We start from the raw sequence: 16,978 nt of genomic DNA, 5'->3' as shown, positions 1-16,978 counted from the left end.
ATCAGGGGCTCAACGCGCGGGAGCGGGCGCAGGTCACGAGTCGGTGGTGCGGTAGCGGCCCCTGAAGTAGAGCAGCGGCTCGGTGACGGCGGCGTCGTCGGCCTGGGTCTCGAGGTGCTCGACGCGGCCGATCACGACGAAGTGGTCGCCGCCCTCGTAGACCGCGTGGATCGTGCAGTCCAGGTGGGCGAGCGTGCCGGCGATCACCGGGGAGCCGGTCGCCCGCGCGGGGGTCCAGTCGAGGCCCGCGAACTTGTCGGTGCCCTTGGTCGCCATCTGGGCCGAGACGTGCTCCTGGTCGGCGGACAGGATGTTGACGCAGAACCGGCCCGCGCGCTGGATCAGCGGCCACGCCCGCGACGAGCGCGCGGGGACGAAGGCGATCAGGGGCGGGTCGAGGGAGACGCTGGAGAACGACTGGCAGGTCATGCCGACCGGCTCGTCGCCGCTCATCGTGGTGATCACGGTGATGCCCGAGGCGAAGCAGCCGAGGACGTCGCGGAACCGGCGCGCCGCGGCCTGGGCCTCGGGGTCGTCGTGGACCGCGACCTCCTCGCCCGGGCGCAGCTCGAAGTCGATGTCGGCGTCGCCCAGCCAGGACTGGATCAGCTCCGGGTGCGGCCAGGTCTCCCGTGCGTCGGGGCTGATGCCGTCGGGGATCTCACTCACACCGCTCACGCTAGTCCTCGTGTCGTGTCTCGGAAGTTGTTGGTCGGTTGGCGTGCTCAGGGTGCGTGCATCGCAAGGCGCCGGCGCGCAGCCATACCGGGTCGTCTCGCAAGCGTCGGCAACGCCGCGAGGTGCGTGCCATGAGTGCGCCAAGCGTTCAAGAACTTCCGAGGTACGGCACTAGTGCCCGCCGCTGAAGTCGTGGCCCCAGTACGAGACGGCGGTCGACTCGCGCGCCACCCAGCGGGCGTCGTCGACGGTCATCCCCTCGGTGCCGAACTCGACGTCGAAGCCGCCGGGCGAGCGCACGTAGAAGGAGATCATCTCGTCGTTCATGTGGCGGCCCAGGGTCGCCGACAGCGGGGCGCCGTGCTTGCGGACCCGCTCCAGGGCGCGGCCGACGTCGTCCAGCTTGTCGACCTCGAGCATCACGTGGACGCACTTGCTCGGGTTGGGCATCGGGAGGAAGGCCAGCGAGTGGTGCCGCGGGTTGACCCCGAGGAAGCGCAGCCAGACCTTGCTGCCGGGCTCCTTGCCGACGAACTCGCCCGGCATGCTCATCGAGTCGCGCAGCCGGAAGCCGAGCACCTCGGTGTAGAACCGCAGCGCCTCGACGTCGTCGAGCACCGGGACGACGATGTGGCCCATGCCCTGCTCGCCCGTGACGAACCGGGCGGCGTACGGCGTGACGACGGGCCGGGACTCGTAGGTGATGCCGTGGTAGAGCTCGAAGACGTTGTCCCAGGGGTCGCGGAAGCGGACCAGCTCCTGCACGCGGCGCTCGTCGAGCTCCTCCCTCGTCCCCTCCTCGAACTCCACGCCGGCCTTCTGCAGGTGCTCGCGGGCGGCCTGCAGCGCCTGGTGGTCGGCGACCTCCCAGCCGGTGCAGTCCAGCTGGTCGACGTCGGCGGGGAACACCACGATCCGGGCCGAGACCTCGTCGATGCGCCAGTACTGGTGCTCGGGATTCGGGCCGCGGCCCGCCGCCAGGCCGAGCACCTTGCCGGCGAAGCTCTGCCAGGCGTCCAGGTCGGTGCTCGCGACCCGGATGTAGCCCATGGACTTGATGTCGATCGACATCAGGAACGCTCCTTGTGACGGTTGAGGAAGGCGACCGTGACCTCGCGGAACTCGTCGGCCGCCTCGATCTGCGCCCAGTGGCCGCAGTTGGGGAAGACGTGCAGCTGGGCCTTCGGGATCAGCTTGAGCGCCGCGAAGGCGCCGTCGAGCGGGTTGACCCGGTCCTCGCGGCCCCAGGTCAGCAGGGTGTGCTTGCGCAGCCGGTGGGCCTCGCGCCAGAGCATGCCGTCCTCCGCGGTCTCGGGGTCCCAGAAGGACATGCCCATCGAGCGCATCGCGTCCTGCGCGCCCGGCGCCGTCGCGTCGGCGAAGCGCTCCTCGACGAGCTCGTCGGTGACCAGCGCCTGGTTCACGACCATGGTCGAGATGAAGGCGCGCAGCGACTCACGACTGGGGTGGGCGCCGAAGTCCATCAGCCGCTGCACACCCTCGGTCGGGTCGGCGTGGAAGAGGTTGAGCGAGAGCCCCCGGGGCCCATCAGGACCAGCCGGTCCACCCGGTCGGGGTAGGTCAGCGCGAGCCGCATCGCCGTGCCGCCGCCGAGGCTGTTGCCGAGCAGGTGGACCCGCTCCAGGCCCAGCCGGTCGAGCAGCGCGACCACCGCGTCCGCCGAGAACCGGTAGTAGTTGCCGACCACCGGGGGCTTGTCGGAGCCGCCGAAGCCGGGCTGGTCGACCAGGATCGTGCGGTACTCCTCGGCGAAGCCGGGCAGCGCCGGTCCGAAGTTGGACCAGGAGGACGCGCCCGGGCCGCCGCCGTGCAGCATGACCAGCGGCAGCCGACCCTCGCCCTCCCCGGCCTCGTAGTAGGTCAGCGTGATCTCGCCGGCCGCCTCGGTCTTGACCTGGGCGGTGCGACGGGTCGCCTCCTTCGAGAGCTCGCTCATCAGTACATCCCCGGGTCGACCTTGTGGCCGAACTGCTGGGCGCCGTACATCTGCAGGGCGCGCTCGGGGTCGTTGGCCGCGTGGACGCGGCCCGCGTGGGCGTCGCGCCAGGCCCGCTGGAGGTAGGTGCCCTCGGCCAGCGCCCGGCCGCCCGAGGCCTCGAAGAGGGTGTCGATCGCCTCGATCGCCCGGGCGGTGCCGAGCACCTGGTCGCGGCGCACCCGCAGCCGGAGCTCCAGCGGGGGCTGCTCGCCCTTCGCGACGTGCGCCTGCTCCTCGCGGATGTTGTTCATCAGCAGCGCCCAGGCGGCGTCGATCTCGGAGGAGGCGCGGGCGATGCGGACCGCGGCGAAGGGGTCGAGCGAGGCCTTCTCGCCGAGGTACGCCGCGCGGACCCGCTTCTGCTGCATCTCGACGTGCTCGGCGTACGCCCCCCTGGCCATGCCGATGATCGGCGTGGCGATGGTCGAGGTGAAGATCGAGTGGAAGGGCAGCTTGTAGAGGTCGCTGGTGTTGACCGCCTGGCCCGGGCCCCGGCACTGCCCGGTCTCCCCCATCGAGAGGGTGAACTCCTCGGGGATGAAGGTCTCCTCCACGACGATGTCGTTGGAGCCGGTGCCGCGCAGGCCGACGACATTCCAGACGTCGACGACCTGGTACTTCTCACGCGGCACCAGGAAGGTGCGGAAGTCGACGACCTGGCCCTCCGCGTTGAACACGAGACCGCCGAGCAGCACCCACGCGCAGTGGTCGCTGCCGGAGGAGAAGCTCCACTTGCCGGAGAGCGTGAAGCCGCCCTCGGCCACCACCGCCTTGCCCGTCGGCGCGTACGACGACGACAGCCGCACCGTCCGGTCCTCGCCCCACACCGCCTGCTGCGCCTCGTCGGAGAAGAGCGCGACCTGCCACGGGTGGACGCCCACGACGCTGGAGACCCAGCCGGTCGAGCCGTCCGCCGAGGCGATGTCGCGGACCGCGGTGTAGAACGCGACCGGGTCGGCCTCGAGGCCGCCGTACCGCTTCGGCTGCAGCAGCCGGAAGAACCCGGTCTCCTCGAGCTCCTTGATGGTGGCGTCCGGGATGACCCGGAGCCGCTCGCCCTCCTCCGCCCGATCACGGACGGTCGGGAGCAGGTCGCGCACGCCGTCGAGGACGGCGGTCACCTCGGGGGCGAAGTCCTGGTTCATGGGAGCTCCTGTGTCTGCGACAGTGTGTGCTCGACCAGATTAGAACAGGTTCTACTTTTGGGGCAAGCGGGCTCGCCCACCCAGCGGGACGGGGCGCCGGACCCGCAGGTCCGACGCCCCGTCGCGTCCGTCGGGAGCCGGTCAGTTGCGCGGGCGCCAGCCCACCTCCTGGGAGCCGTCCGGGTCGAAGTGGAACGGGTCGGAGCCGTAGAGCACCGTCTCGCAGCCCTTGGTCTTCACCTTCTTCACCTTGATGTTGAAGTAGACCGTGTCGAGGCCGGCGCCGCACGTGATCTTCATGCCCTTGTAGGGGTTCTTCACATAGACCTTGTCGTTGCCCGCGCCCGGCTTGATGACCGTGCGCTTGTCGACGTCGCCGACGTAGAACGTGTCGTCGCCGGCGCCCCCGATGGCCTTGAAGTAGCCGGTGAGCAGGCTGCACGACGTCCCGAACTCGTCGTTGCCGGCGCCGCCCTTCATCAGGTCGCCCTCGCCGCCGAACTCCTCGTAGAACCGGTCGTTGCCGGCACCGCCCTTCATCTTGTCCTTGCCGGCGCCGCCGTAGAAGTAGTCGTCACCGAGCCCGCCCTTGATGTTGTCGTTGCCGGGACCGCCCTCGAGGTCGTCGTTGCCGGCGCCGCCGGTGAGCTTGTCGTTGCCCTCGTCCCCGCTGAGGTAGTCGTTGCCGGCGCCGCCGGTGAGCCTGTCGTTGCCGCCGTTGCCGCTGAGGAAGGACCCGAGGTAGCCGCTGCCGGACTGGGAGGGCTGGGTCGGGTCGCCGTTGCCGGACCGGATCCGGTCGTTGCCCTCGCCGCCGTACGCCGAGTCCCGGCCGTCGCCGGTGTCGATCCGGTCCTTGCCGGGCCCGCCGTAGATGTAGTCGTCGCCGGCCTCGCCGAAGATCTTGTCGTTGCCCTCGCCGCCGAGCAGCGGGGAGTCGTTGCCGTTGCCGCCGCGGATGATGTCGTTGCCGGCGCCGCCCTCGATCCGGTCGTTGCCGTCGCCGCCGAAGAGCTTGTCCTTCCCACCGAGGCCCATGATCCGGTCGTCGCCGGCGGTGCCGACGATCTTGTTCTTCTTCGGCGTGCCGACGAAGTCCTGCGCGAAGGCCGGCGCGGTCGCGCCGATCGCCAGGGTGGCCGCCAGCGCACAGCCGACCGCGTTGATCTTCCTCATGTGCTCTCCCAAGACGTTGCGAGAAGGGATGTTGTCCCGGACGACGTGCCCACTGGGGCGCTCGGCAAACCCGCGCCGGCGGCACTCGGCCACCGGTAAGCCGCCCGCAGAGGGCTACTAGAACCTGTTACAGTTTTGCGCATGAAGGACTCCTACGACGTCGTCGTGGTCGGCGCCGGCGGTGCCGGCATGTCGGCCGCGCTCGCCGCCGCCCACCAGGGGCTCGACACCCTCCTGGTCGAGAAGAGCCCCTACTTCGGCGGCTCGACCGCGCGCTCCGGCGGCGGGGTGTGGATCCCCGGCAACTACGCGCTGCAGGCGGCCGGACAGGTCGACGCCGGCGACCGCGAGGCGGCGAAGGCCTACCTCGACGCCATCGTCGGGGACGTCGTCCCGAAGGTGCGCCGCGACACCTACCTCGACCGGGGCCCCGAGGTGCTGGACTTCCTGCGCGAGACGACGCCCCTGCGGTTCGCCTGGGTGCCGGAGTACGCCGACTACCTGCCCGAGCGGCCCGGCGGACGCCCGCGGGGGCGCAGCGTCGAGCCGGTGCCGATGGACGCGCGCTTCCTCGGCGAGGAGCTCGGCCGGCTGTACCCGGCGTACACCAAGGCGCCGGCCAACCTGATCGTCACCCAGGCGGACTTCCGCAAGATCAGCCTCGGCCTGCGCACCCTCCGCGGGCCGCTCACCATGGTCAAGGTGATGCTCAAGCGACTGCTCGCGATCGTCACCGGCAAGCGGATGTACGCCATGGGCAACGCCATCGCGATCGGCCTGCGCAAGGGGCTGGCCGACGCCGGCGTCCCGGTCGCCTACGAGACCTCGCTGCTCGACCTGCTGGTCGAGGACGGCCGCGTGGTCGGCGTCGTCGTCGAGTCCGGCGGCGCCCGGCGCGAGGTGCGGGCGACGCGCGGCGTCGTCCTCGGCTCCGGCGGGTTCGAGCACAGCCAGGAGCTGCGCGAGAAGTTCCTCCCCCAGCCGACCTCGTCGGAGTGGTCGACGGGCGCGGCGTCCAACACCGGCGCCGGGCTGCTCGCCGGCACGGCCGCCGGCGCCGCCACCGACCTGCTCGACGACGCCTGGTGGGGCCCGACCATCCCGCTGCCGGGCCGCGCCTGGTTCTGCCTGGCCGAGCGCAACCTGCCGGGCTCGATCATCGTCAACTCCGCGGGGAGGCGGTACATGAACGAGGCGCTCCCCTACGTCGAGGCGACGCACGCGATCTACGAGGGCGAGGCCACCGGCGTGAGCCACGTGCCGTCGTACATGGTCTTCGACCAGACCTACCGCAACCGCTACCTCTTCGCCGGCGTCGCCGGGCGGCAGCCGTTCCCCGGCCGCTGGTACAAGGAGGGCGTCGTGGTGCGCGCCGACACGCTGGCCGAGCTGGCCGCGACGATCGGCCTGCCGTCCGGCTCGCTGGACGCGACCGTCGATCGGTTCAACGGGTTCGCACGCTCCGGCGTCGACGAGGACTTCCACCGCGGCGAGTCGGCGTACGACAGGTACTACTCCGACCCGACCGTGAAGCCGAACTGCTCGCTCGCGCCGATCGAGAAGGGGCCGTTCTACGCAGTGAAGATCGTGCCCGGCGACCTCGGCACCAAGGGCGGCCTGGTCACCGACGAGCGCGCCCGGGTGCTGCGCGAGGACGGCTCGGTCATCCCCGGCCTGTACGCCGCCGGCAACGTCTCGGCTGCCGTGATGGGCAACACCTACCCCGGCCCGGGTGGCACGATCGGGCCTGCCATCGTGTTCGGATATCTCGCAGCAGAGGACATCGCCCATGCCGATTGACCCGTCCGTCGCGATCGGGGCCGACCTCGGCTCCCGGACCTTCTCCTGGACCGAGTCCGACGTCCTGCTCTACCACCTCGGCATCGGCGCCGGGAGCCGGCCGGGCGACCACCTGTCGGCCCCGGCCTTGCGGTACACGCTCGACGACGCGGCACTGCAGGTCCTGCCGTCCTTCGGCGTGGTCGCTCCCACCTTCCACGAGACGGACCCGCCCCCGCTCGACCTGCCCGGCTGCGACATCAACCTCGCCCAGGTCGTCCACGGCTCGCAGTCGGTCACGGTCTCGGGCGCCCTGCCGACGTCGGGGACGGCGACGGTGCGGACCACGCTCACCGACGTCTGGGACAAGGGCAAGGCCGCGGTCATCTGGCAGGAGGGCGTCGCCACGGCCGGGCCCGACGGCGCGGGCGAGGAGCTGTGGCGGGTGCGCTCGTCGATCTTCGTGCGCGGCGAGGGCGGCTGGGGCGGCGACCGCGGCTCCTCCATCCCGGTCGTCGTGCCGGACCGCGAGCCGGACCACCTGTCGTCGTACCCGGTGACGCCGCAGCAGGCCCTGCTGTACCGCCTCTGCGGCGACCGCAACCCCCTGCACGCCGACCCCGGCTTCGCCAAGGCGGCCGGCTTCCCCGCGCCGATCCTGCACGGCCTGTGCTCCTACGGCATCGCGCTGCGCGAGCTCACCGACGGCCTCCTCGGCGGCGACGCCACCCGGGTGGGCGGGTTCACCGGGCGGTTCGCCGGCGTGGTGTTCCCGGGCGAGACGATCCGGGTCGCGGGCTGGCGCACGGACGACGGGATCATCGGCTCGGCCACCATCGAGGGCGGTGAGCGGGACGGCTCCCCCGTGCTCGCGGACTGCGTGCTGACGCCCGCCTGAGCCTCGAGGCTGGTTCCGGGCGGGCCGGTCAGCGCCGGGCGGCGGGGTCGTCGCCGCAAAGGTAGGAGACGCCGCGGGTCGCGAGGGTGGTCACGCGATCGAGGCGGCGCCGAGGTGTCCGGCGAGGGCCCGCAGCGCCGTCCGCAGCTGCTCGGCCTGCTCGGCCGTGATGCCGAGCGCGTCCGCGATCCGGCAGTGCACGTCGCCGAAGCGCGCGTGCACCGCCCGCCCCTCCTCGGTCAGCGCGAGCACGACCGCGCGCTCGTCGGACGTGCTGCGGCGGCGGGTGACCAGGCCGTCGCGCTCGAGGCGGCGCAGCAGCGGCGAGAGGGTGGCGTGGTCGAGCCGCAGCTGGCGGCCGACGTCCTTGATGAGCATCTCGTCGTGGCCGCCGAGCACGACGAGCACGAGGTACTGCGGATAGGTCAGGCCGAGCTCCGCGAGGATCGGCCGGTACGCCGCGGTGACCTGCCGCGAGGCGGCGTACAGGTCGAAGCAGATCAGGTCGTCGAGGACCGGCGCGGCGGGGGCGGACGTGCTCATGGTTGGAATATACCTCGTGGACGATTATCTTGTGCACTAGGTAACTGATCCCCATCGAGAGGAACCACCATGCCCACTCGCACCGGACGCACCGCCTGGAACGGCGGCCTGCAGGACGGCACCGGCCAGGTCGAGCTGACCTCCTCCGGCGCCGGCACCTTCGACGTCTCCTTCCCCAAGCGTGCCGCCGACGACGCCGACGGCACCACCAGCCCCGAAGAGCTCATCGGCGCCGCGCACTCCGCGTGCTACGCCATGTCGCTGTCGAACGAGATCGCCCAGGCCGGCGGGACCCCGATCGCGCTCGACGTCTCCGCCGACGTCACCCTCGGCCCGGACCCCGCCGGCGGGTTCCAGCTGACCGGCATCGTGCTGACCGTGCGCGCCGAGGTCGAGGGCCTCGACGCCGCCGCCTTCGACACCGCTGCCGGCGCCGCCAAGGTCGGCTGCCCCGTCAGCAAGGCGCTCGCCGGCGTCCCGATCACGCTGGACGCGGCCCTGGAGGGCTGAGCGGCCGCTGCATGGATCCCCGGATGTCCGGGGATCCATGCGCTTGTCAGGGGTTGCAACCCCTGACAAGCGCATGAGTTGCCTGACAAGTACGCCGGTCGCCGGTCCACGCCCACGGCTAGGGTGCAGCCCATGGACGTCCGGTTGCCCGCCCCGGCCGGCAGGCCGCCGCGCTCCGCGCTGGTCGCGATCGTCGTCGGCGCCGTGCTGCTCGTCGCCCCACTGGTCGCGATCGCCAGCCGGGGCCTGGACCCCTTCGACCGGCTGGACGCCCTGATGCTCGCCCTGGCCGGCCTGGTGATCCTGGGCTGGGGCGGCTTCCGCGTCGGCTCCCGGCCGCTGCTGCGCCACGCCACCGCCCTGCGCCTCGACGACGCCGGCGTCGCGCTCCAGGGCCCGGACGCCGCCGCGCTGCTGCGCTGGCCGGACCTCGCCGTGGTCGAGGTGGCGTGGTGGGAGATCGTGCCGCCGTACGTCGAGGAGGCCGAGCACCTCCCCGTGCTGCGCTTCGTCGCGCGCGACGACGGCGCCATCGCCCTCAACGGCGCGGGCCGGCTGGCGACCCGGCTCGGGCAGTCGTTCAGGATCTCGCCGCCGGCGGCGGCCCTGACCGTCGTGCTCGGGGCCGAGGCGCTCGACCCCCTGCACCGGGTGCTGGACTGGCTGGAGCAGCACCGGGGCGACGTGCCGGTCGCGGTGGGCGAGCCGCCGGAGCTCTAAGCCCCGGGCCTCTAGCCCCGGGCCTCCTCGGCCCGGGCCCGCAGCGCGGCGACCATGGCGTCGGGGTCGTCGGCGGAGTAGACGGCCGAGCCGGCCACGAACACGTCGGCGCCGGCCTCGGCGCAGCGCTCGATGGTCTCCAGCGACACCCCGCCGTCGACCTGCAGCCAGGTCTCGACGCCGTGCTTGTCCATCAGCGCCCGCGCGCGGCGGATCTTCGGCAGGCACAGGTCCAGGAACCTCTGGCCGCCGAAGCCCGGCTCGACGGTCATGATCAGCAGCATGTCGAGCTCGGCCAGGAGGTCCTCGTACGGCTCGACGGGGGTGGCGGGCTTGAGCGCCATCGACGCGCGGGCGCCGGCCGAGCGGATCTCGCGCGCGAGCCGGACCGGCGCCTTGGCCGCCTCGACGTGGAAGGTGACCGACCCGCAGCCGGCCTCGACGTACGCCGGGGCGTTGCGGTCGGCGTCCTCGATCATCAGGTGGGCGTCCAGCGGCACCGGGCTGACCCGGGCGAGCGCCTCGACCATCGCCGGGCCGAAGGTCAGGTTGGGGACGAAGTGGTTGTCCATGACGTCGACGTGGACCCAGTCCGCGCCGGGGATCCGCGCCACCTCCTCACCGAGTCGCGCGAAGTCGGAGTTGAGGATCGACGGTGTGATCTGGATTTCGCCCACGAACGGCCAGTCTAGGGAGCACCATGGGGGTGAAGGGAAAACGTGGGGGGAGGCCACCATGCCGATGATGAACAGTGAGGCCCGCAAGCGCGCCGCCGAGGCCGGCCGCGCGGCGGAGGCGAACGCCGAGGCGCGGCAGCTCGCCGACGCCTGGGACCGGGAGGCGTACGACGAGGAGGCGCGCGGCAACGGGTTCGCCGCCGTGATCCTGCACGCCCATGCCCGCGAGCTGCGGGCGGCGCTCGACCATCCGGATCAGCCGCTCAGCGCCTGACCGATCGCGGCGACGCCCGCGGCGACCTCGGCGAAGGAGGTCGACAGCGGGGAGAGCCCGATCCGCAGCCCGTCGGGCATCCGGAAGTCCGGGATCACGTCGCGCTCCCACAGCGCGGCCGTGACCTCGCGCATCCGCGGGTGCGCCAGGGTGATGTGCCCGCCGCGCCGGGCCGGGTCGCGGGGCGAGGCGACCCGTACGCCGGGCAGGTCGCGGTCGACGAGGGCGACGGCGTACTCGGTGAGCGCGATCGACTTCTCCCGTACGGCGGCGATGCCCGCCTGCTCCACCAGGTCGACCATGTCCTCCAGCCCGAGCATCCCCACGATCGGGGGCGTGCCGCTGAGCAGCCGGCGGATGCCGGGCGCCGGGGCGTAGGACGGCCCCATCGTGAAGGAGTCCGCGGCGCCCATCCAGCCCTGGACGGGCTGGGCGAAGCCGCCGGCGTCGAGGTGCCGTGCGGCGACGTAGCCGAAGGCGGGCGAGCCGGGGCCTGCGTTGAGGTACTTGTAGGTGCAGCCCACGGCGACGTCGATCTCCCACGCGTCCAGCCCGACGGGCACCGACCCGCTGGAGTGGCACAGGTCGACGAGGATCCAGGCGCCGGCGTCGTGGGCGAGCCGGGCGAGCGCGGCGACGTCGGCGAGATAGCCGGACCTGTAGGCGACGTGGCTGACCACGACGAGGGCGGTGTCCGGCCCGACCACGGGCGCGAGATCGTCGACGGTGACCCCGCCGTCGGGGTCGGCCTCGATCCACCGCACGCTCAGGCCGCACTCGGCGGCGACCCCCTCGACGACGTACCGGTCCGTCGGGAAGTTGTCGCGGTCGACCACGATCTCGCTGCGTCCCGGCCGTGCGGCGACCGCGGCGCGCACCATCTTGTAGAGCAGCACCGTCGTCGAGTCGCCGACGGCCGTCTGCCCCGGCGCCGCGCCGAGCACGACCCGTCCCAGCCGGTCCCCCAGCGTGAGCGGCAGCTCGAACCAGCGCTCGTCCCAGCCGCGGATCAGCCGTCCGCCCCACTCCTCCTCGACGAACGCGCGCACCCGCTCCGCGGTCGCCCGCAGCGGGCGGCCCAGCGAGTTGCCGTCGAGGTAGACGATCGGCCCGTCGGCGCCGACGAAGCGGTCCCGGAGGTCGGCGAGCGGGTCACGGGCGTCCAGCGCGGCGGCATCGAGCGTCACCCGCGCAACCTACTCCTCCGGCTGCTCCGGCGACGGCCCGCCGCGCCTTCCGCGTCGTCGCGCTCGGCCCACTCCAGCAGCGGCGCGATGTCGAAGACGTGGTCGTCGATGTCGTGGTGCAGGTCGCCGAGCTCGGCGAACCGGGCGGGCACGGTGCGGATGGTGAAGTCGCGCGGGTCGGCGTCGTCGATCTCGTCCCAACGCACCGGCGTGGAGACGCGCGCGTCGGGCAGACCACGGACGGAGTACGCCGCGGCGATGGTGTGGTCGCGGGCGTTCTGGTTGTAGTCCACGAACACCGACGCCGGGTCGCGGTCCTTCTTCCACCAGGTCGTGGTGACCAGCTCGGGCACCCGCCGCTCGACCTCGCGGGCGAAGGCGAGCGCGGCGCGTCGTACCCCCTTGTGATCGTGGTCGGGCCGGATCCGGACGTAGACGTGCAGTCCCTTGCTGCCGCTCGTCTTCGGGTACCCGACCGCGCCGAGCTCGTCGAGGATCCCGTGGGCGACGTGGGCGACCTCGCGGATGTCGTCGTACGTCGCCGCGGGGCCGGGGTCGAGGTCGATCCGCCACTCGTCGGGCATCTCGGTGGCGCCGCGGCGGCTGTTCCAGGGGTGGAACTCGACCGTCGACATCTGCACCGCCCAGATCACCGAAGCCAGCTCGGTCACGCACAGCTCGTCGGCGGTGCGCTTCCAGCGCGGGAAGTACAGCTGCACGGTCTCCACCCACGGCGGGGCGCCCGCGGGCAGCCGCTTCTGGTGCACCTTGTCGCCGGCGAGGCCCTTGGGGAAGCGGTGCAGCATGCAGGGCCGCTCCCACAGGGCGTTGACGATCCCCTCGCCCACGGCGAGGTAGTACTCGACCAGGTCGAGCTTGGTGGCGCCGATCTCCGGGAAGTAGACGCGGTCGGGATTGCTGACCCGGACGACGCGGCTCTCGACCTCGATCTCCACCGCCGGGGACGCCATGGGTCGAGGCTAGCGGTCGGCCGGCTCGGCCTCCGGCTGCAGCGCCGGGATCTCCTCCACGGCGCCGGCGCGGGACGGCTTCCGGCTCAGCCGGCGGTACCACTCGGGCGCGACCACGAGCGCCTCGGCGCGCAGCACCGCGCTGGCGACGCGCGGCAGGTCGGCGACGTCGCCGTACACGAGATAGCGCGGGACCCACTCGGGGCGGTACTTCACGTTCGAGCGGTAGAGCGCCTCGATCTGGGCGAAGCGCGACGCCCAGAGCAGGACGGCCCGCCACGCGCGGAGCACCGGGCCGGCGCCGATCCGCTCGCCGCGGGCGAACACGCTGCGGAAGGCCGCGAAGTTCAGGGAGACCTTCGAGATCGCGAGCCGCTCGACGTCGGCCATCAGCGTGGTGACCATGAGCTCGACCACGCCGTTGACCGCCGCCGGGCTGCGGCGCATCAGGTCCAGGGAGATGCCGTCGTCGCCCCAGGGCACGAAGGAGAGGAAGCCCGCGACCTCGCCGTCGGCGTGCCGGGCGACCACGACCACGCCGGCGTCGTCGCGCTCCTGACCGAACCGCCCCAGGGCCATGGCGAAGCCGCGCTCGATCGCGCCGTCCCGCCACGCGATGGCCCGCTCGCGCAGGTCCTCGCGGGCCTCCCGGGAGAGCTCGGAGACCCGGTGCACCGAGGCGACCAGACCCGAGCGCTCGGCGCGGGACACGGCCTGGCGCACCGACCGCATGGCCCGGCCCTCGAGGGTGAACTCCGAGGCGTGCAGCACGGCCTCGTCCCCGACCTCCAGTACGTCGAGCCCGGCGCGGTGGTAGATCTCGGCGCCGCGCTCGCTGCAGCCGAGGTTCGCCGGCGCCCAGCCGTAGGACCGGGTCTCCTCCAGCCAGGCCGCCACCGCCTGGGGCCAGTCGTCGGGGTGGCCGAGCGGATCGCCGGCGGAGAAGGAGACGCCGCCGATCACCCGGTACGACACCGCGGAGCGGCCGGTGTGGCTGAACACCACCGCGCGGTCGTCGCGGGTGGCGAAGTAGCCCAGCGAGTCGACCCAGCCCCACTCCTCGAGCAGGTCCCGCAGCGCGGCGTGCTCGGCCGGCGTCATGGGATGCGGGCCGTCCGGCGGCGCCAGCGCCGCGACGACGGCGAGCAGGACGACGGTGACGCCGAGGACGGCCAGGCCCACGGCCGCCACCGCCTCGGCGTGCTGGTGGGTGAACTCGACCGGACCGGAGACCCCGAGCAGGCCGAGCGCGGCGTGCGCGAGGCGGTCGCCGCCCGACGTACCGGCCGCCTGGCCGTCGCGGTGCAGGCTCAGCCACAGCCAGCCGAGGCCGGTGGCGAGCACGGGCCCGACGGTGACGACGGCGACCACCCGCCGCAGCGAGAGCGGGTCGGGACGTGCGGCGAAGCTCCTCCGCGAGGCGACCAGCTGGACGACGAACAGCCCGCACAGCGCCGCCTGCTCGACCTGGAGGCCGCGCAGCAGGTGGATGCCGCCGGCGAGGCAGGTCAGCAGCAGCGCGACCGTCCACGCGCGGGCCTTGCCCCGGCGCAGCCCGCGCGAGAGCACGATCAGGAGCACGCCGATCGCGGCGCCGCCGGTCGTCGCCGCGGCGGGGAACGACGACGGGACGACCTCGTGGACCAGCCGCGTGCGTACGGCGATCCCGGGCAGGTAGGCGCTGAGCAGGCTGACCGCCCCGACGAGCAGGACGACCCGGCTGACCCACAGCGGGGAGCGGAGCGACGCGAGCGAATTCCTCACAGGCTCGAAGGCTACGCCCGACCGCCGGTCCTCAGCGCACGCGGCCCAGCGCGACCAGTGCCAGCAGGAGCGCGGCGAGCGTCTCGCCGTCGGTGATCTCGCCGCGCGCCACCCGCGCCAGCAGCTCGTCGAGCGGCACCCGGTGGGCGGCGACGATCCCGTCCTCGAGCATGGCGTCGTCGCCGACGTACGTCAGCCCGCGCGCGAGGTAGACGACCTGGGGCGCGTCGGCGACCCCGATGAGGGCGTTCATCCGGCCGATCTCCTGCCACTCGGCGGCCGCGAGCCCGGTCTCCTCGCGCAGCTCGCGGCGCGCCGCGGCGAGCGGGTCCTGGCCGTCCGTGCCGCCGGCGGGGACCTCGAGCGACGCCGGGTCCCCCGTGGTGTAGCGGTCGATCTCGACCAGGACCACCTCGTCGTCCTCGGTCAGGGGTACGACGAACACCGCCGGCTGGCGGACCTCGACGACGCCGTAGATCCCGTCGCTGCCGTCCGGGCGGGTCACCTCGTCCTCGCGGACCCGGATCCACGGGTTCTCGTAGGCGACCCGGGTCGAGCGGCGCTGCCACGTCGTCATCGGCCCAACCTAGTGGTCATCTCCGTTGATTCATCAAGGGTCTGCGCACCCAGTACACGCACCTCGCCGCGTTGGCGACGCTCGGAAGACGCCAGCGGAGCCCCCGACGTATCAACGGAGATGACCACTAGCGAGCCGGCACTACGGTGTGGGCGTGGACTTCGACCAGCCTCCCGTCGTACGCGTGAGCGCCGAGGATCGGCTCGATCCCGACGACTGGCCGATGACCATCCCCGCGGTGGCGCAGGTCGTCCGTGAGGGCCTGGACCTCGCCGCGGGCGTCACCTTCCTCGTCGGCGAGAACGGCTCCGGGAAGTCGACCCTGGTCGAGGCGATCGCGGTCGCCTACGGCCTCTCGCCGGAGGGCGGCTCGGCGCAGGGGCAGCACGCGACCCGGTCGTCGGAGTCGCCGCTGCACGGCGCGCTGCGGCTGCAGCGCGGCATCGGTGCCGGGCGGTGGGGTTCTTCCTGCGCGCGGAGACGATGCACGGCTGGTATACCTACCTGGAGCAGAACCCGCGCGGCCCGAACGCGCCCCCGGACAGCCGGTTCCACGAGATGAGCCACGGCGAGTCCTTCCTCGACGTGCTCCGGACCCGGTTCGACTCCCCCGGCCTCTACTGCCTCGACGAGCCGGAGGCGGCGCTGTCGTTCTCGTCCTCGCTCGGGCTGATCTCGGTGCTCGACCGGGTGGTGCGCGAGGGCGGGCAGGTGCTGTGCGCGACCCACTCGCCGGTGCTGGCGGCGATGCCGGGTGCGACGATCCTCGAGGTCGGCGAGTGGGGGCTGCGGCGTACGACATGGGCGGAGCTGGAGCTCGTCCAGCACTGGCGCCGCTATCTCGACGACCCGCAGCGCTACCTGCGCCACGTCCTGGACTGAGGCTCCGATGGGACCGGCTGTCACGCGCACCCTTCCCCGGAGCGTCAGGTGGGTGTGAAGGCAGACCGGCAGGCTGAGGAGTTCACCGCGTTCGTGCGGGCGACCGGAACCCAGCTCCACCAGGCGGCGATGCTGCTGACGGGCGACCACCACCTCGCCGAGGACCTCACCCAGGCGACGTACGCGAAGGTGTTCACGCGCTGGCGGCGGGTGCAGGCGGCGGAGAGCCCGGTGGCGTACGCCCGCACCACGCTGCTCAACACGTTCCTGTCCCACCGGCGGCTGCGGCGCAACGGGGAGCGGCCCACCGACCTGGCCGACGCCGATGTCGGCCCGCCTCTCGTGGACGGCGATCCTGCGCTGCGCGTCGACCTGCTGGCCGCACTGGCCGGCCTGCCACCGCTCGACCGCGCCGTCGTGGTCCTCCGCTACTGGGAGGACCGCAGCGTCGCCGACACCGCCGCCGACCTCGGGATCAGCGAGTCGGCCGTGCGCACCCGCGCCCGCCGCGCCCTGCTCCGGTTGCGCCCCCTGATCGACCCGATCTCCGAGAGGACCCACCGATGACCGATCTCGACACCCTCGACTCCCTCGCCGGGCCCGCGCTCCGCGAGCGCCTGCGCGACGAGCGGCCCGACCTCGAGCACCTCGCCGCCGCCTCGCTCGCGGCCGGCCGCCGCCTGCGCCGGCGCCGCAGGCTCGGCACCGCCGCCGGTACGACCGCCGGGGTCGCCGTCGTCGCCGCGGTGTCCGTGGCCGCCGGCGCCCTCGCCGGATCCGGTACGACGGCCCACGACTCCGCCGTCGCCACGACCCCCACGCCGACGGTCACGGCCACCGTCACCGCCGCGCCCGAGGACGCCGAGGGCCTCCTGCCGGGCGCCTCCGACGACCCGTCGCTCCCGGTCGTCCTCGACGCGCCCGGCTGGGACTGCGAGTACTTCGTGGTCGACGAGAAGGCCTGGTGCTCCCAGGGCGAGCTCGGCGTCTCGGTCGTCGTACGGCCCCGGTCGGACTACGACGCCTGGCAGGGCAGCGCCGACAAGGCGGGCTCGGCGCTGTGGACGAGCCCGGTGCACGGCAACTACTTCGTCACGCTCCAGGGCGGCGAGGACGGCCTGTCCCCCGCCGACCTGGACGCCTTCGTCGCCGGGATCACGTTCGCGCCCCGCTGGGAGCGTCCGTAGCGCGCGTCGGC

Annotated in this window: 21 protein-coding genes; 9 read left to right on the top strand and 12 right to left on the bottom strand. The window is 72.9% G+C overall.

The window, feature by feature from the left end; all coding sequences use genetic code 11:
• Positions 1 to 33: 33 nt before the first annotated feature.
• The 6 genes from FIV44_RS28515 to FIV44_RS28495 all read right to left on the bottom strand — a co-directional run bounded on the left by FIV44_RS28515 (position 34) and on the right by FIV44_RS28495 (position 4,998).
• Positions 34 to 669, bottom strand: a complete 636-nt coding sequence (locus FIV44_RS28515; RefSeq protein WP_246086682.1) for a flavin reductase family protein — start codon at positions 667 to 669, stop codon at positions 34 to 36.
• Positions 670 to 849: 180 nt separating this feature from the next.
• On the bottom strand, positions 850 to 1,749 hold the full coding sequence (gene hsaC, locus FIV44_RS28510; protein WP_141007385.1) for an iron-dependent extradiol dioxygenase HsaC: 900 nt from the start codon (positions 1,747 to 1,749) through the stop codon (positions 850 to 852).
• Positions 1,749 to 2,162, bottom strand: coding sequence for an alpha/beta fold hydrolase (locus FIV44_RS32875; RefSeq protein WP_246086681.1), 414 nt, complete (start codon positions 2,160 to 2,162; stop codon positions 1,749 to 1,751). Before FIV44_RS32875 ends, hsaC begins: the two co-directional genes overlap by 1 nt.
• Positions 2,162 to 2,635 carry an alpha/beta fold hydrolase gene (locus FIV44_RS32870; RefSeq protein ID WP_246086680.1) on the bottom strand — a complete coding sequence of 158 codons (474 nt, stop codon included), beginning with the start codon at positions 2,633 to 2,635 and terminating at the stop codon, positions 2,162 to 2,164. The genes FIV44_RS32875 and FIV44_RS32870 overlap by 1 nt, the downstream gene beginning before the upstream one ends.
• On the bottom strand, positions 2,635 to 3,822 hold the full coding sequence (gene hsaA, locus FIV44_RS28500; RefSeq protein ID WP_141007384.1) for a 3-hydroxy-9,10-secoandrosta-1,3,5(10)-triene-9,17-dione monooxygenase oxygenase subunit: 1,188 nt from the start codon (positions 3,820 to 3,822) through the stop codon (positions 2,635 to 2,637). The genes FIV44_RS32870 and hsaA overlap by 1 nt, the downstream gene beginning before the upstream one ends.
• Before the next feature lie 141 nt (positions 3,823 to 3,963).
• The gene (locus FIV44_RS28495; protein WP_141007383.1) at positions 3,964 to 4,998 is read right to left on the bottom strand and encodes a calcium-binding protein; all 1,035 of its coding nucleotides are present in this window, start codon (positions 4,996 to 4,998) and stop codon (positions 3,964 to 3,966) included.
• 141 nt (positions 4,999 to 5,139) lie between these two features.
• On the opposite strand from FIV44_RS28495, the gene kstD reads away from it, so the two are divergent.
• Positions 5,140 to 6,798: a 3-oxosteroid 1-dehydrogenase gene (gene kstD, locus FIV44_RS28490; RefSeq protein ID WP_141007382.1), complete on the top strand. Its 1,659-nt coding sequence runs from the start codon at positions 5,140 to 5,142 to the stop codon at positions 6,796 to 6,798.
• Complete coding sequence (locus tag FIV44_RS28485; RefSeq protein ID WP_141007381.1) at positions 6,788 to 7,675, top strand: MaoC/PaaZ C-terminal domain-containing protein; 888 nt, start codon at positions 6,788 to 6,790, stop codon at positions 7,673 to 7,675. The genes kstD and FIV44_RS28485 overlap by 11 nt, the downstream gene beginning before the upstream one ends.
• Before the next feature lie 90 nt (positions 7,676 to 7,765).
• On the opposite strand, the gene FIV44_RS28480 is transcribed toward FIV44_RS28485, so the two are convergent.
• The gene (locus tag FIV44_RS28480; RefSeq protein WP_141007380.1) at positions 7,766 to 8,218 is read right to left on the bottom strand and encodes a MarR family winged helix-turn-helix transcriptional regulator; all 453 of its coding nucleotides are present in this window, start codon (positions 8,216 to 8,218) and stop codon (positions 7,766 to 7,768) included.
• Between the two features lie 69 nt (positions 8,219 to 8,287).
• Here FIV44_RS28480 and FIV44_RS28475 point away from each other — a divergent pair, with 69 nt between their 5' ends.
• Both FIV44_RS28475 and FIV44_RS28470 read left to right on the top strand, forming a co-directional pair.
• Positions 8,288 to 8,728 (top strand): OsmC family peroxiredoxin, encoded by a 441-nt coding sequence (locus FIV44_RS28475; RefSeq protein ID WP_141007379.1) that lies wholly within the window; start codon positions 8,288 to 8,290, stop codon positions 8,726 to 8,728.
• A 132-nt stretch (positions 8,729 to 8,860) separates the two neighbouring features.
• Positions 8,861 to 9,448, top strand: coding sequence for a hypothetical protein (locus FIV44_RS28470; RefSeq protein WP_141007378.1), 588 nt, complete (start codon positions 8,861 to 8,863; stop codon positions 9,446 to 9,448).
• A gap of 11 nt (positions 9,449 to 9,459) precedes the next feature.
• Here FIV44_RS28470 and rpe read toward each other — a convergent pair whose 3' ends face one another.
• The gene (gene rpe, locus FIV44_RS28465) at positions 9,460 to 10,116 is read right to left on the bottom strand and encodes a ribulose-phosphate 3-epimerase (protein WP_425465185.1); all 657 of its coding nucleotides are present in this window, start codon (positions 10,114 to 10,116) and stop codon (positions 9,460 to 9,462) included.
• Between the two features lie 67 nt (positions 10,117 to 10,183).
• Between rpe and FIV44_RS28460 the strand changes: the two genes are divergently transcribed.
• Complete coding sequence (locus tag FIV44_RS28460; protein WP_141007376.1) at positions 10,184 to 10,399, top strand: hypothetical protein; 216 nt, start codon at positions 10,184 to 10,186, stop codon at positions 10,397 to 10,399.
• Here FIV44_RS28460 and FIV44_RS28455 read toward each other — a convergent pair.
• From FIV44_RS28455 to FIV44_RS28440, 4 genes are read right to left on the bottom strand one after another with little or no spacing between them, the layout of a single operon-like run.
• Positions 10,381 to 11,586 carry a kynureninase gene (locus FIV44_RS28455; RefSeq protein WP_141007375.1) on the bottom strand — a complete coding sequence of 402 codons (1,206 nt, stop codon included), beginning with the start codon at positions 11,584 to 11,586 and terminating at the stop codon, positions 10,381 to 10,383. The genes FIV44_RS28460 and FIV44_RS28455 overlap by 19 nt on opposite strands.
• Complete coding sequence (ligD, locus tag FIV44_RS28450; RefSeq protein ID WP_141007374.1) at positions 11,583 to 12,557, bottom strand: non-homologous end-joining DNA ligase; 975 nt, start codon at positions 12,555 to 12,557, stop codon at positions 11,583 to 11,585. Before ligD ends, FIV44_RS28455 begins: the two co-directional genes overlap by 4 nt.
• Positions 12,558 to 12,566: 9 nt before the next feature.
• Positions 12,567 to 14,321 carry a phosphatidylglycerol lysyltransferase domain-containing protein gene (locus FIV44_RS28445; RefSeq protein ID WP_141007373.1) on the bottom strand — a complete coding sequence of 585 codons (1,755 nt, stop codon included), beginning with the start codon at positions 14,319 to 14,321 and terminating at the stop codon, positions 12,567 to 12,569.
• A 31-nt stretch (positions 14,322 to 14,352) separates the two neighbouring features.
• Positions 14,353 to 14,898, bottom strand: a complete 546-nt coding sequence (locus FIV44_RS28440; RefSeq protein WP_141007372.1) for an NUDIX domain-containing protein — start codon at positions 14,896 to 14,898, stop codon at positions 14,353 to 14,355.
• 154 nt (positions 14,899 to 15,052) lie between these two features.
• Between FIV44_RS28440 and FIV44_RS32865 the strand changes: the two genes are divergently transcribed.
• From FIV44_RS32865 to FIV44_RS28425, 4 genes are read left to right on the top strand one after another with little or no spacing between them, the layout of a single operon-like run.
• Positions 15,053 to 15,460: an AAA family ATPase gene (locus FIV44_RS32865; protein WP_246086679.1), complete on the top strand. Its 408-nt coding sequence runs from the start codon at positions 15,053 to 15,055 to the stop codon at positions 15,458 to 15,460.
• Complete coding sequence (locus tag FIV44_RS32860; protein WP_246086678.1) at positions 15,457 to 15,780, top strand: AAA family ATPase; 324 nt, start codon at positions 15,457 to 15,459, stop codon at positions 15,778 to 15,780. The genes FIV44_RS32865 and FIV44_RS32860 overlap by 4 nt, the downstream gene beginning before the upstream one ends.
• 48 nt (positions 15,781 to 15,828) lie before the next feature.
• Positions 15,829 to 16,347, top strand: a complete 519-nt coding sequence (locus tag FIV44_RS28430) for a SigE family RNA polymerase sigma factor (protein WP_246086677.1) — start codon at positions 15,829 to 15,831, stop codon at positions 16,345 to 16,347.
• Positions 16,344 to 16,967: a hypothetical protein gene (locus FIV44_RS28425; RefSeq protein ID WP_141007371.1), complete on the top strand. Its 624-nt coding sequence runs from the start codon at positions 16,344 to 16,346 to the stop codon at positions 16,965 to 16,967. Before FIV44_RS28430 ends, FIV44_RS28425 begins: the two co-directional genes overlap by 4 nt.
• Positions 16,968 to 16,978 lie beyond the last annotated feature (11 nt).

Origin of the sequence: Nocardioides humi (assembly GCF_006494775.1) — a bacterium.
In the GTDB taxonomy this organism is placed as follows: domain Bacteria; phylum Actinomycetota; class Actinomycetes; order Propionibacteriales; family Nocardioidaceae; genus Nocardioides; species Nocardioides humi.
The sequence above is the reverse complement of the archived record's forward strand: the minus strand, read 5'-3'. Positions and strand labels throughout refer to the sequence as shown.

What these genes read in the sequence shown, in the direction of transcription:
- FIV44_RS32870 (WP_246086680.1), bottom strand. Translation starts at nt 2,635, where the DNA reads ATGAGCGAGCTCTCGAAGGAGGCGACCCGTCGCACCGCCCAGGTCAAG.
- FIV44_RS28485 (WP_141007381.1), top strand. Translation starts at nt 6,788, where the DNA reads ATGCCGATTGACCCGTCCGTCGCGATCGGGGCCGACCTCGGCTCCCGG.
- FIV44_RS28440 (WP_141007372.1), bottom strand. Translation starts at nt 14,898, where the DNA reads ATGACGACGTGGCAGCGCCGCTCGACCCGGGTCGCCTACGAGAACCCG.
- FIV44_RS28480 (WP_141007380.1), bottom strand. Translation starts at nt 8,218, where the DNA reads ATGAGCACGTCCGCCCCCGCCGCGCCGGTCCTCGACGACCTGATCTGC.
- FIV44_RS28475 (WP_141007379.1), top strand. Translation starts at nt 8,288, where the DNA reads ATGCCCACTCGCACCGGACGCACCGCCTGGAACGGCGGCCTGCAGGAC.
- hsaA (WP_141007384.1), bottom strand. Translation starts at nt 3,822, where the DNA reads ATGAACCAGGACTTCGCCCCCGAGGTGACCGCCGTCCTCGACGGCGTG.
- kstD (WP_141007382.1), top strand. Translation starts at nt 5,140, where the DNA reads ATGAAGGACTCCTACGACGTCGTCGTGGTCGGCGCCGGCGGTGCCGGC.
- FIV44_RS28425 (WP_141007371.1), top strand. Translation starts at nt 16,344, where the DNA reads ATGACCGATCTCGACACCCTCGACTCCCTCGCCGGGCCCGCGCTCCGC.
- FIV44_RS28470 (WP_141007378.1), top strand. Translation starts at nt 8,861, where the DNA reads ATGGACGTCCGGTTGCCCGCCCCGGCCGGCAGGCCGCCGCGCTCCGCG.
- FIV44_RS28495 (WP_141007383.1), bottom strand. Translation starts at nt 4,998, where the DNA reads ATGAGGAAGATCAACGCGGTCGGCTGTGCGCTGGCGGCCACCCTGGCG.
- FIV44_RS28460 (WP_141007376.1), top strand. Translation starts at nt 10,184, where the DNA reads ATGCCGATGATGAACAGTGAGGCCCGCAAGCGCGCCGCCGAGGCCGGC.
- hsaC (WP_141007385.1), bottom strand. Translation starts at nt 1,749, where the DNA reads ATGTCGATCGACATCAAGTCCATGGGCTACATCCGGGTCGCGAGCACC.
- ligD (WP_141007374.1), bottom strand. Translation starts at nt 12,557, where the DNA reads ATGGCGTCCCCGGCGGTGGAGATCGAGGTCGAGAGCCGCGTCGTCCGG.
- FIV44_RS32860 (WP_246086678.1), top strand. Translation starts at nt 15,457, where the DNA reads ATGAGCCACGGCGAGTCCTTCCTCGACGTGCTCCGGACCCGGTTCGAC.
- FIV44_RS32875 (WP_246086681.1), bottom strand. Translation starts at nt 2,162, where the DNA reads ATGGACTTCGGCGCCCACCCCAGTCGTGAGTCGCTGCGCGCCTTCATC.